Origin of the sequence: Agromyces sp. GXQ0307, assembly GCF_044769845.1 — a bacterium.
Taxonomy (GTDB): Bacteria; Actinomycetota; Actinomycetes; order Actinomycetales; family Microbacteriaceae; genus Agromyces.
Genome location: NZ_JBIZVY010000003.1, coordinates 901,549 through 913,549, shown reverse-complemented (window position 1 = coordinate 913,549; position 12,001 = coordinate 901,549). Strand labels below are relative to the sequence as shown.

The following is a 12,001-nucleotide window of genomic DNA, read 5'->3' as shown; positions in this document are numbered from 1 at the left end:
CGCAGCGCGCCGCCCGCATCGACGGGCGCGCCGCTGGCGCCGCCCGACTCGCCGGTGCCGCTCACCCCCACCCCGGCAACCAGAAGTGCAGCTGGCGGAAGTCCGGTGTGACGGGCACGGCCGTCCAGAGGGGGAGGAAGAAGATCGACACCGCGATGGCGACGCCGAGGAACACCCCGACCGTCGCGAGGCCCTGCTGTCGCCGCCACGTGGGATCGTCGGGACGCCCGAGCACGAGCCCGATCACGGCGGCGAGCGCGAGCAGCACGTACGGCTCGTAGGCGATCGTGTAGAACTGGAACACCGTGCGGCCGAGGTACATGAGCCAGGGCAGGTAGCCGGCGGCGACGCCGACGAGGATCAGGCCGGCCGTCCACTCGCGGTACCGGGCGAAGCGGTACACGAGGTAGACGGCGGCGAGCGTCGCGGCCCACCAGATGATCGGGTTCGGGATGCCCATGATCGAGGACCAGCACTCCGCCTGGCCGCACCCGCCCGATCCGTCGGTCGTCGAGGCGAAGTACATGTTCGTCGGCCGCGATGCGATGGGCCACGTCAGCGGATTCGCCTGCCAGGGGTGCGGCGAGGCGACGCCGACGTGGTAGCCGTACGCCGCCTGGTGGTAGTGCCAGAGGCTCTGGAGCGAGTGCGGCACCCACGACCAGAAGCCGGTCGCGGCGTTGCCCGGTTCGTCGGCCCAGCCGCGGTAGTACCCGCCGTCGGTGACGAGCCATCCCGTCCAGGAGGCCAGGTACACCACGAACGCGACGGGGACGAGCAGGACGAAGGTCGCGGGCGCCTGCTTGAACAGGGCGCCCTCGACCCAGAAGCCGAGCCCGGCCCGGCGTCTCGCCATCGCGTCGACGAGCACGAGGTAGAGGCCGAAGGCGGCGACGAAGTAGAGTCCCGACCATTTCACCGCGGTCGCGGCGCCGAACGCGACGCCCGCTGCGACGACCCACGGTCTGGCCCAGATCACCGGCCCCCAGTGCGGCTCCCCGCCGCCCGCCCGCATCGCGGCGACGCGTTCGCGGAGCCGCGACTCGGTCGCGGATCGATCGAGGAGCACGAACCAGAAGCCGAGCAGGCAGAAGAGCATGACCCAGTTGTCGAGGAGCGCGACCCGGCTCATGACGATCGCATTGCCGTCGATCGCGAGCAGGAGCCCGGCGATCACGGCCACGAGCGTCGAGCGGAACAGGCGCCGGCCGACCATCGTCATCAGGAACACCGCGACCGTTCCGGCGAGCGCCGTCGATGCCCGCCACCAGACGGCGCTGTCGGCGCCGAAGAGCGCCATGCCGAGCCCGATCATCCACTTGCCGAGCGGCGGGTGCACCACGTACGCGGGGTCGTCCGAGAACACGTCGGTGTCGCCGCGCGCGAAGTCCTCGTTCGCGCCCTCGGGCCACGCCGACTCGTAGCCGTTGGCGAGGAGGGTCCAGGCGTCCTTGACGTAGTAGGTCTCGTCGAACACGATCGCCTGCGGGTGCCCGAGGTTCCAGAACCGGAGCACCGCGGCGAGGAGCGTCACTGCGATGGGGCCGCCCCAGGTCCACATCGCTCGGCGGCGCGGGGTGCGAAGCAGGTTCGACCACCAGGCGTCGAGACGGGTTCCGACGGGCGCGGGCGTCCGCGGGGGCGTGGTCACGGGCGTCGGCGCGGTGGCGGATGCCTCCGGCTCGCCGCTCGAAGCGGGCGGGTCGCCGCCGTCCCCGGTCCTGGCCTCCGCGTGCTCGCCGCGCGCGCCCGCGTCGACTCCTCGGAGACCCATGGGCTCCACTGTAACCGCGCGCCGCGCGGCGCCCGTGCGTCAGACTGGACCGGTGATCATCCTCGCGGCGACGCCCATCGGCAACCTCGGCGACGCGTCGACCCGGCTGCGGCAGGCGCTCGAGGACGCCGACGTCGTGGCCTCCGAGGACACGCGGGTCACGCAGCGCCTCCTCGCCGCCCTCGGCATCTCGAACCGCCCTCGGCTCATCGCGCTGCACGAGCACAACGAGCGCGCCCGGGCAGGCGACCTCGTCGACCTCGCGAGCGAGGGCGACGTGCTCGTGCTGAGCGACGCGGGCATGCCGACGGTGTCCGATCCGGGCTTCCCGCTCGTGCAGGCGGCGGTCGCCGCGGGCGTCGACGTCACGGTGATCCCCGGGCCGAGTGCGGTCGTGACCGCGCTCGCCGTGTCGGGGCTGCCGACCGACCGGTTCGCGTTCGAGGGGTTCCTGCCGCGAAAGGCCGGGGAGCGGTCGCGGCGGCTGGTCGAGCTCGCGGGCGATCGACGCACGCTCGTCTTCTTCGAGGCGCCGTCGCGGCTGGCCGCGAGCCTCGGTGCGCTCGCCGAGGCCTTCGGCGCCGACCGACCCGCCGCGGTGTGCCGTGAGCTCACGAAGCTCCACGAGGAGGTCCGGCGCGGCCCGCTCGGCGAACTCGCCGAGTGGGCCGAGGGCGGCGTGCGCGGCGAGATCTGCGTAGTGGTCGGCGGCGCGGCCGAGGCGCCCGTCGCCGATGCGGACGAGGCGGTCGCGCGGGTCGTCGCGCTCGCGGCATCCGGCACACGATTGAAGGATGCCGCGTCGCTGGTCGCCGGCGAGACGGGCCTCGGCAAGCGCGACCTGTACGAGGCGGCGCTCGCAGCGCGGGCGTCCCGGTAGCCGGGCTCGGCACCCGGCGCCGCCGACCGGTCGTCGACCGTGCGCGGCGCATGCCGGCGGGGTCCGGACCCCGGAAAGATGCATGCGTTCGAATGCATCGAAGTCACAGGTCGCTCACATGCCGCTCCCAATGAGCGAGCGCACCATGACCGTTAACGGAACCGACGCGGGGGTGGGGACGATGACACAGGCAGTGGTGTTCGAGACGTTCGGAGGCCCAGACGTCCTGGAGATCGCGGAGGTCCCCGATCCCCGGCCCGGCGCGGGCGAGGTCGTCGTCGAGGTCGTGGCCGCCGGGATCTCACCGGTGGAGACCGCGGTGCGCACCGGCGACCACGCCGATCGGTGGCCGGTCGAGTTCCCCTCCGGCCAGGGTCGGGAGTTCGCCGGCGTCGTGACCGAGATCGGGCCGGGCGCGACCCGATTCCGTCGCGGCGACGAGGTGATCGGATACATCGCGCGGGGTGCGCAGGCGACGTTCGTCGCCGTTCCGGAGTCGCAGCTCATCCGGAAGCCCGCATCGATCTCCTGGGAGGTCGCAGCCTGCCTCTACGTCGCGGGTACGACGGCCCTCGGCGCGGTCGAGGGGCTGAACGTCGGCGCGGGCGACGTGGTCGTCGTCACGGCCGCGGCCGGCGGCATCGGCTGCCTCGCCGCGCAGCTCGCGAAGGCGCGCGGCGCGACCGTGATCGGCACGACGGCCGAGGCCAGGTTCGACTTCGTCCGGCAGTTCGGGATCATCCCGGTCTCGTACGGCCCCGATCTGGCCGACCGGGTGCGCCTGGTGACCGATCGACCCGTCACGGCCTTCCTCGACTTCCTCGGCGGACAGGCGGGCGAGGCAGCCGAACTCGACGTGCCGCCGTCGCGCGTGTTCACCACCACGGACTGGGCCGCGGTCGAGGACCACGGCGCGGTCAAGCTCTACGCGGGCGACACCATCGCGCTCGGCCGGATCGCCCAACTGATCGCCGACCGGCAGGTCCGCCTGCCGATCGCGGACGTGTTCCCGCTGTCGGAGGTCGCCGAGGCCTACCGTCAGCTCGGCAACCGCGACTCGGCGGGCAAGATCGTGATCGGCATGCACCTCGTGGAATACAAGGGGCAGAAGGTGAAGCCCGCACGGCACAAGCAGCAGGACCTCACGATCGGCGTGCCCACTCCCCACGAGAAGGTCGCGGTCGAGGAGATGGTGCCGCCCGTGATCGGCGACGGTCGCGCACGTCGGCTCCGCACCGGGCCCATCCCGCAGGTCGTCACCGAGCGCACGCCGCCGGCCGCGTGAGGCTCCGGGCGGGCGAGCGGAGGGCGGCATCCGCTCGGGCGTAGTGCACCGACCCGCGCCCGTAGGATTGTCGGCATGGCCGACGCCTCCTCGTTCTACGTCACGACCCCCATCTTCTATGTCAACGACGTGCCGCACATCGGGCACGCGTACACGGAGGTGGCCGCCGACGTGCTCGCGCGATGGAACCGCCAGGCGGGTCGCGACACGTGGATGCTCACCGGGACGGACGAGCACGGCCAGAAGATCCTCCGCACCGCGACCGCCAACGGAGTGAGCCCGCAGGAGTGGGCCGACAAGCTCGTCGCCGAGGCGTGGAAGCCGCTCCTCGACACCGTCGACGTCGCCAACGACGACTTCATCCGCACGACCGACGAGCGGCACGAGCGCAACGTGCAGAAGTTCCTCCAGCACCTCTTCGACGAGGGCTGGATCTACACGGGCGAGTACGAGGGCTACTACTGCGTGGGCTGCGAGGAGTACAAGCAGCAGTCCGAACTCGTCGACGGCACGGGCGAGTACGAGGGGCAGCTCGTCTGCGCCATCCACTCCAAGCCCGTCGAGCTGCTGCACGAGAAGAACTACTTCTTCCGCATGTCGGCGTTCGCCGACAGGCTGCTCGAACTGTACGAGACCCGTCCCGACTTCGTGCAGCCCGAGTCGGCGCGCAACGAGGTCGTAAGCTTCGTGCGGCGCGGCCTGGAGGACCTCTCGATCTCGCGGTCGACGTTCGACTGGGGCGTGAAGGTCCCGTGGGACGAGACCCACGTCGTCTACGTGTGGTTCGACGCGCTGCTCAACTACATCACCGCGACCGGGTACGGACAGGACGACGCGGAGTTCGCCCGCCGCTGGCCCGCCCAGCACATCGTCGGCAAGGACATCCTCCGCTTCCACGCCGTCATCTGGCCGGCCATGCTCATGGCCGCCGGGCTGGAGGTGCCCCGCGGCGTCTTCGGCCACGGCTGGCTGCTCGTCGGCGGCGAGAAGATGTCGAAGTCGAAGCTCACCGGCATCGCGCCGTCGCAGATCACCGAGACGTTCGGCTCCGACGCGTTCCGCTACTACTTCCTCTCGGCGATCTCGTTCGGCCAGGACGGCTCGTTCTCGTGGGAGGACCTGGCGGCGCGCTACCAGGCCGAACTCGCGAACGGCTTCGGCAACCTCGCCTCGCGGGTCATCGCGATGATCGGGCGATACTGCGGGGGCGTGGTGCCGACGGGAACCGAGGCGGCCCGGACCGAGGCCGACGAGACGATCCGACGTATCGAGGCCGAGGCGACGGATGCCGCGTGGCGGGCGATCGAGCAGCTGCAGATCCACGAGGCCATCGCCGCGACCTGGACGCTCGTCGACGCGCTCAACGGCTACATCACCGAGCAGGAGCCGTGGGTCCTCGCGAAGGACGAGGCCAGGCGGGCGCGCCTCGAGGCCGTGCTCGAGACCGCCTACCACGGGGTCGGCACGCTCGCGGTGCTGCTCTCGCCCGTGCTGCCGAAGGCCGCCGCGAAGCTCTGGACGGCGCTCGGCGCGCCCGGAACCGTGCAGGAGCAGCGCATCGACCGCGCCCACGAGTGGAGCGTCGGCACGCGGACCTCCGCGCTCGAGCCGCTCTTCCCGCGCGTGGAGGCCGCCGAGTGACGGCTGGCGCCGAGCACCTGCGCACCCGGTCCGACGGCGGCCGCGCCGCCGAGTACCCGGCGCCGCCCGAGCCCCTCGCCGTTCCGGTGTACGACAACCACACCCACCTCGAGATCGCCGACGGCGCGCTGCCGCTCACGGCGCACGATCACCTCGAGCGCGCGGCATCCGTCGGCGTCGCCGGTGCCGTGCAGGTCGGGACGGATGTCGCGACGAGCCGCTGGTCGGCCGAGATCGCCGCGCGCGAGCCCCGCCTGCTCGCCGCCGTCGCCCTCCATCCGAACGAGGCGCCCGAGCTCGACGCGCGCGGCGAACTCGACGCGGCCCTCGCCGTGATCGACGAGCTCGCGGCGCAGCCGCGTGTGCGCGCCGTGGGCGAGACCGGACTCGACTTCTACCGCACGGGCGACGACGGCCGCGACGCGCAGTTCCGATCGTTCGAGGCGCACATCGACATCGCGAAACGGCACGGCATCGCGCTGCAGATCCACGACCGCGACGCCCACGACGAGGTCGTCGCGACCCTGCGCCGCGTCGGCGCGCCCGACACGACCATCTTCCACTGCTTCTCGGGCGGGGCGGACCTCGCGCGGCTCGCAGGCGACGCCGGCTGGTACTGCTCCTTCGCGGGCAACGTGACGTTCAAGAACGCCGAGAACCTGCGCGAGGCGCTGCGGGTCGTGCCGCGCGACCGGATCCTCGTCGAGACCGACGCGCCCTACCTCACGCCCGTGCCGCTGCGCGGCAGGCCGAACGCGCCGTACCTCGTGCCGCACACCGTGCGATTCATGGCCGACGTGCTCGATGCGGACCTCGACGAGCTGTGCGCAGAGGTCGCGGCGAACACCGAGCGTGCGTACGGCTCGTGGGCCGACGGGCTCGAGGCGGGTTCGGCGTGACGCGGCGCGCCGTGCGTGCGGCCGGGTCCTCCTGCCGCAGCATCGGGAGCGTGCGGGGGAGCAGGGCGTGAACGCGCATCGCCACGAGGCTGACGGCGGCGGGGCCGTCACACCGCGCCTGCTCGGACCGGCCGAGATCCGCGACCTCGCCGAGCTGCTCGACGTGACGCCGACGAAGAAGCTCGGGCAGAACTTCGTGCACGACGCCAACACGGTCCGCCGCATCGTGCAGACCGCGGGCGTGCAGCGCGGCGAGACGGTGCTCGAGATCGGCCCCGGGCTCGGGTCGCTCACGCTCGGCCTGCTCGAGGCGGGCGCCGAGGTGATCGCCGTCGAGATCGACGCGCGCCTGGCCGCGCAGCTGCCGCACACCGTCCGACTCATGCAGCCGGGCACGTCGCTCACGGTCGTCCGCGACGACGCGCTCCGGGTGACCGAGTTGCCGGGCGAGCCGACCCGGCTCGTCGCGAACCTGCCGTACAACGTCTCCGTCCCGGTGCTGCTGCACCTGCTGGAGCATGTCCCGTCGCTGACCTCGGGCATCGTCATGGTGCAGGCCGAGGTCGGGCACCGTCTCGCCGCCGAGCCCGGGTCGAAGGTCTACGGCGCGCCGAGCGTGAAGGCCGCCTGGTACGGCGACTGGCGCACCGCCGGCCAGGTCTCGCGGATGGTGTTCTGGCCCGTCCCCAACGTCGACTCCGTGCTCGTCGGGTTCGAGCGGAGCGGCGCGCCGGGCGATCCGCCCGGCTCCGAGGCGGAGCGGACGGCCGTGTTCGCCATCGTCGACGCCGCCTTCCAGCAGCGACGCAAGATGCTGCGCCAGTCGCTGTCCGGCGTGCTCGGCGGCTCCGCCGCCACCGCCAGCGCAGTCCTCGAACGCGCGGGCGTCGACCCGCGCGCACGCGGCGAGCAGCTGACCGTCGAGGACTTCCTGCGCATCGCGCGCGCCGCGGCATCCGTCGGCTGACTCGACGCTCGACGCTGCGCGCCGGTCCGGCGCGCGTCGGCTAGCGTGGTGCCATGGTGTTCCCGGCGACCGACGCGGCAGTGCACGTCCGAGCCCCCGGGAAGATCAATCTCTTCATGCGCGTCGGCGCACTCGACGACGACGGTTACCACGACGTGGCGACCGCCTACCAGGCCGTGTCGCTCTACGAGGACGTGCGCGCCTGGCCCGACGACGAGTTCTCGGTCGCGTTCGGCGGTTCGGTCGACACGTCCGGTCTGCCGACGGATGCCTCGAACCTCGCGATCCGCGCGGCGAAGCTGCTCGCCCGGCATGCGGGCGTTCCCGGCGGGGTGCGCCTCGAGATCGACAAGCACGTGCCCATCGCGGGCGGCATGGGCGGCGGGTCGGCGGATGCCGCGGGCACGCTCGTCGCGTGCGACGCGCTGTGGGGCACGGCCCTGCCGAAGGAGGAGCTGCACGCCCTGGCCGCGTCGCTCGGCGCCGACGTGCCGTTCGCGCTCACGGGCGGCACGGCGATCGGCACGGGGCGCGGCGACCGGTTGAGCCCGGCGTTGGCCACCGGGTCGTTCCACTGGGTCCTCGCGGTCGCCGACTTCGGACTCTCGACGCCGGCCGTGTACGGCGAGCTCGACCGCCGCCGCGATGCCGGCCTCGACCCCGAGTGGCGCGACGGACACCACGGCGCACGCGCGGCGCTCGACTCGCCGACGGTCGACGCCGCGGTGCTGCACGCGCTCCGCGCGGGCGATCCGCGGCAGCTCGCCGAGGCGCTGCACAACGACCTGCAGTCCGCCGCCGTCGGGCTGGCGGCACGCCTCGCGGGCGTACTCGACCTGGGCGAGCAGAACGGTGCGCTGGCGGGGCTCGTCTCCGGCTCGGGGCCGACGGTCGCGTTCCTGGTCGACGACGCCGACAGTGCGCTCGAGCTGCAGGTCGCCCTCTCCGCCGCGGGTCTCACGGCGCTCCACGTGCACGGGCCGGTGCACGGCGCCCGCGTGCTGCCCTTCTGACGGGCGGCGGGTCGCCGCGTTCGGGTCGCGCCCGGCGACGCCCGTCCCCTGCGCCGCCGCGCCGCGCCCCAACGCCCGTCCCCCGGCGGCGTGCCCCCAACGCCCGCGCCCCTGCGGCGTCCCGCGTGCGGCGTGCCGCCTGCGGCGTCCCGCCTGCGGCGTGCCGCCTCGCGGCCGAGAGGATGCCAACCGCACCATCCGAGCCGGGCAACGGTGCGGTTGGCATCCTCTCGTTGCCTATCGAGCGACGGTGTGGAGAACCGACGACGGCCGATCCGCCGACCCCGGACCCTGTGTGCGTGACCAGATTCCAACAGCTCCCGTGGAGCCTCCGCGCCGTGCCGTCGTTCACCACCGGGGAGGCTCAGCGACGGGGCGTGCACTGGCGGCGTCTCGGAGCCCCCGACCTCGAACGGACATTCCACGGCGTCCGCCGGCACGTGGACGCCGAGCTCACCATCCGCGAACTCGCCGAGGCCTACGCCAAGCGGATGCCACGGCGCCAGGTGTTCAGTCACACCACCGCTGCCGCGCTGTGGCAGATCCCGATTCCGCGACGCCCCGTCGCGGTGCGGCCGAGCCGGACGGTCGGCGACGGTGGTCCTCGCGTGCTCCTCGACGTGTCCGTGCCACGCGGCTCCGCGCGGCCGGCCGCGGCCGGGGTCCGGGGTCACGTCATCGCGTTCGATCGAGTGCAGGTCATCGTCCACGGAGGATTGCGCGTGGTCGATCCCGCGACGGCATGGATCCACCTCGGCGCGTCGCTCTCCGTCGACGACCTCGTCGCTGCGGCCGAGTTCCTCATCACGGGCTCGCAGCCGTACGACGGGCGGCCGCCGCGGTGCACCCCCGACGAACTCCGATCGGCGATCTCGTCGCATGCGGGCGTGCGCGGCATCGAGGCCCTCCGTCGAGCGTTCTCCCTGGCTCGGTGGGGAGCACTGTCCCGACGCGAAACCCTCATGAGACTCGACCTCGTACGCGCCGGGCTGCCCGAGCCGGTACCCAACCATCGAATTCTCGACGATCGAGGCGAGCTCGTGGCGATGCTGGACCTCGCGTATCCGGACCGTCGCGTGGGAATCGAGTACCAGAGCGATCTCCACCGGACGCCCGCGCAGTGGCGGCGCGACATCCGTCGCCTCGAGCGGCTCGCCGACGCGGGATGGGTGGTCGTGCAGGCGACATCGGATGACGTGAGCGCGGACGGGCGGCTCCGCGACTCTCGGGAGTTCGCCGAGCGGGTTCGCCGACGCCTCCTGCAGCGGTCCCCGTTCGCCTGACCGGCGCTCCGGCACTGTTGCACCGCTTCGAGAGGATGCCATCTGCACCGCCGGGGACGCTGAGCGGTGCGGATGGCATCCTCTCGTCGGCGTGGGCGTGGGCGTGGGCGTGGGCGTGGGCGTGGGCGTGGGCGTGGGCGTGGGCGTGGGCGTGGGCGTGGGCGTGGGCGTGGGCGTGGGCGTGGGCGTGGGCGATGGCGAGGACACGGGAGGACGCGGAGCGCGGCGAAGTAGGGTTGAGCGCGACATGGCACACCTCCTCGGCGCCGAGCGCCTGCACCTCGAGTTCCCCACGCGCGTCGTCTTCGACGAGGTCACCCTCGGCATCGACGAGGGCGACCGCATCGGCATCGTGGGGCGCAACGGCGACGGCAAGTCGACGCTGCTGAAGCTGCTCGCCGGTCGGCTCGAGCCCGACGGCGGGCGCGTGACCGTGCGGCGCGACGTGCGCATCGGCATGCTCGACCAGGCCGACGCGATCGACCCCGACCTCACCGTGGCGGAGGCCGTCGTCGGGGGCATCGAGGAGCACGTGTGGGCGGGCGACGCCAAGGTGCGCGACGTCATCGCGGGCCTCCTCGGCGACGTCCCGTGGCAGGGCCGCGTCGGCGACCTCTCCGGCGGCCAGCGCCGCCGCGTCGGCCTTGCGGCGCTCCTCGTCGGCGACTGGGACGTGCTCTTCCTCGACGAGCCGACGAACCACCTCGACGTCGAGGGCATCGCATGGCTCGCGCGGCACGTGAAGGGCCGCTGGGCGGCGAGCGACGGCGCGCTGGTCGTCGTCACGCACGACCGGTGGTTCCTCGACGAGGTGTGCACCGCCACCTGGGAGGTGCACGACCGGATCGTGGAGCCCTTCGAGGGCGGGTACGCCGCCTACGTGCTGCAGCGGGTCGAACGCGACCGGATGGCCGCGGCATCCGAGGCCAAGCGCCAGAACCTCATGCGCAAGGAGCTCGCGTGGCTCCGCCGCGGCGCCCCCGCGCGCACCAGCAAGCCGAAGTTCCGCATCGAGGCGGCGAACCAGCTCATCGAGAACGAGCCGCCCGTGCGGAACCCGGTCGAGCTGAACCGTCTCGCGGTCTCCCGCCTCGGCAAGGACGTCGTCGACCTGCTCGGCGTCACGGTCGAATACCCGGTGCCGGATGCCGCGGCGGGCGCGCCCGCGACGAGGACCGTGCTGCACGAGCTCGAGTGGCGCATCGCGCCGGGCGAGCGCACCGGCATCCTCGGCGTGAACGGCGCCGGCAAGTCGACGCTGCTGAAGCTGGTCACGGGCGACGTGCAGCCCACGACCGGCCGGGTCAAGCGCGGCACGACCGTGAAGATCGCCGTGCTCAGCCAGGAGCTCGCCGAGCTCGCCGAGTGGGCCGACGAGCGGGTGAGCGCGGTCGTGGCGGCGCAGAGGACGAGCTACGTGTTCGGCTCGGGCTCGAAGGCCGTCGAGCTCACCCCGGGTCAGCTGCTCGAACGCCTCGGGTTCACGAACCAGCAGCTCGCGACGCCCGTGAAGGACCTCTCGGGCGGCCAGAAGCGACGGCTGCAGCTCCTCCTGATCCTCCTGCAGGAGCCGAACGTCCTGATCCTCGACGAGCCGACGAACGACCTCGACACCGACATGCTGGCCGCGATCGAGGACCTGCTCGACGCGTGGCCGGGCACCCTGCTCGTCGTCAGCCACGACCGGTACCTCGTCGAGCGCGTGACCGATCGGCAGGTGGCGATCCTCGACGGGCACCTGCGCGACCTGCCGCGCGGGGTCGAGCAGTACCTCGAACTGCGGCGGCAGCAGGCGACGGATGCCGCGGCCGCGGCATCCTCGGCGGGCTCCCGCCCGACGCACCCGACGGGCCGGCCCGACGCGACGTCCGACGCGGGCGCCCGCCACGCGGCATCCGCCCCAGCGCTCACCGGCGCCGATCGCCGTGCGGCCGAGAAGGAGATCTCGGCGATCGACCGGAAGCTCGAGAAGCTGCAGGCGCAGATCGCGGAGCAGCATGAGAGGCTTGCGGGCCACGACCAGTCCGACTACGCCGGACTCGGCACGCTCGGCGACGAGTTGCGCGCGCTGGAGGACTCGGTGGCCGAACTCGAGACGCGCTGGCTCGAAGTATCCGAGCAGCTCGAGGGTTAACATCGCAGGATCTGTGACGCGTGATGACCGGGTGGTATTTCGAGCGCAGATCCTTCACCTACGGTTGAGATGCGCCCGCGAGCGCGGCACCGACGCCCCACCGCCACCAGCGGTGGGGTTCGTCA

Annotated in this window: 9 protein-coding genes; 8 read left to right on the top strand and 1 reads right to left on the bottom strand. The window is 72.7% G+C overall.

Features of this window, described 5'->3' with window-relative positions:
* Positions 1 to 61 precede the first annotated feature (61 nt).
* A complete protein-coding gene (locus ACIQH8_RS14285) occupies positions 62 to 1,774 on the bottom strand; it encodes a dolichyl-phosphate-mannose--protein mannosyltransferase (RefSeq protein ID WP_400999729.1) in 1,713 nt (570 codons plus the stop codon).
* A 52-nt stretch (positions 1,775 to 1,826) separates the two neighbouring features.
* Between ACIQH8_RS14285 and rsmI the strand changes: the two genes are divergently transcribed.
* The 8 genes from rsmI (at position 1,827) to ACIQH8_RS14245 (ending at position 11,876) form a co-directional block, all read left to right on the top strand.
* Positions 1,827 to 2,654 carry a 16S rRNA (cytidine(1402)-2'-O)-methyltransferase gene (gene rsmI, locus ACIQH8_RS14280; RefSeq protein ID WP_400999727.1) on the top strand — a complete coding sequence of 276 codons (828 nt, stop codon included), beginning with the start codon at positions 1,827 to 1,829 and terminating at the stop codon, positions 2,652 to 2,654.
* A 181-nt stretch (positions 2,655 to 2,835) separates the two neighbouring features.
* Positions 2,836 to 3,939: an NADP-dependent oxidoreductase gene (locus ACIQH8_RS14275; RefSeq protein ID WP_400999725.1), complete on the top strand. Its 1,104-nt coding sequence runs from the start codon at positions 2,836 to 2,838 to the stop codon at positions 3,937 to 3,939.
* A gap of 75 nt (positions 3,940 to 4,014) precedes the next feature.
* Positions 4,015 to 5,580: a methionine--tRNA ligase gene (metG, locus tag ACIQH8_RS14270; protein ID WP_400999723.1), complete on the top strand. Its 1,566-nt coding sequence runs from the start codon at positions 4,015 to 4,017 to the stop codon at positions 5,578 to 5,580.
* Positions 5,577 to 6,479 (top strand): TatD family hydrolase, encoded by a 903-nt coding sequence (locus tag ACIQH8_RS14265; protein ID WP_400999721.1) that lies wholly within the window; start codon positions 5,577 to 5,579, stop codon positions 6,477 to 6,479. The genes metG and ACIQH8_RS14265 overlap by 4 nt, the downstream gene beginning before the upstream one ends.
* 67 nt (positions 6,480 to 6,546) lie before the next feature.
* Positions 6,547 to 7,446 (top strand): 16S rRNA (adenine(1518)-N(6)/adenine(1519)-N(6))-dimethyltransferase RsmA, encoded by a 900-nt coding sequence (gene rsmA / locus ACIQH8_RS14260; protein ID WP_400999719.1) that lies wholly within the window; start codon positions 6,547 to 6,549, stop codon positions 7,444 to 7,446.
* Between the two features lie 53 nt (positions 7,447 to 7,499).
* Positions 7,500 to 8,459, top strand: coding sequence for a 4-(cytidine 5'-diphospho)-2-C-methyl-D-erythritol kinase (locus tag ACIQH8_RS14255; RefSeq protein WP_400999717.1), 960 nt, complete (start codon positions 7,500 to 7,502; stop codon positions 8,457 to 8,459).
* Positions 8,460 to 8,758: 299 nt separating this feature from the next.
* Positions 8,759 to 9,742, top strand: a complete 984-nt coding sequence (locus ACIQH8_RS14250) for a hypothetical protein (protein ID WP_400999715.1) — start codon at positions 8,759 to 8,761, stop codon at positions 9,740 to 9,742.
* Positions 9,743 to 9,989: 247 nt separating this feature from the next.
* The gene (locus ACIQH8_RS14245) at positions 9,990 to 11,876 is read left to right on the top strand and encodes an ABC-F family ATP-binding cassette domain-containing protein (protein ID WP_400999713.1); all 1,887 of its coding nucleotides are present in this window, start codon (positions 9,990 to 9,992) and stop codon (positions 11,874 to 11,876) included.
* Positions 11,877 to 12,001: the final 125 nt, after the last annotated feature.

Bases quoted from the DNA above. Each gene is read 5' to 3' on its own strand.
- ACIQH8_RS14255 (WP_400999717.1), top strand. From the start codon at position 7,500: ATGGTGTTCCCGGCGACCGACGCGGCAGTGCACGTCCGAGCCCCCGGG.
- ACIQH8_RS14245 (WP_400999713.1), top strand. From the start codon at position 9,990: ATGGCACACCTCCTCGGCGCCGAGCGCCTGCACCTCGAGTTCCCCACG.
- ACIQH8_RS14275 (WP_400999725.1), top strand. From the start codon at position 2,836: ATGACACAGGCAGTGGTGTTCGAGACGTTCGGAGGCCCAGACGTCCTG.
- ACIQH8_RS14285 (WP_400999729.1), bottom strand. From the start codon at position 1,774: ATGGGTCTCCGAGGAGTCGACGCGGGCGCGCGCGGCGAGCACGCGGAG.
- metG (WP_400999723.1), top strand. From the start codon at position 4,015: ATGGCCGACGCCTCCTCGTTCTACGTCACGACCCCCATCTTCTATGTC.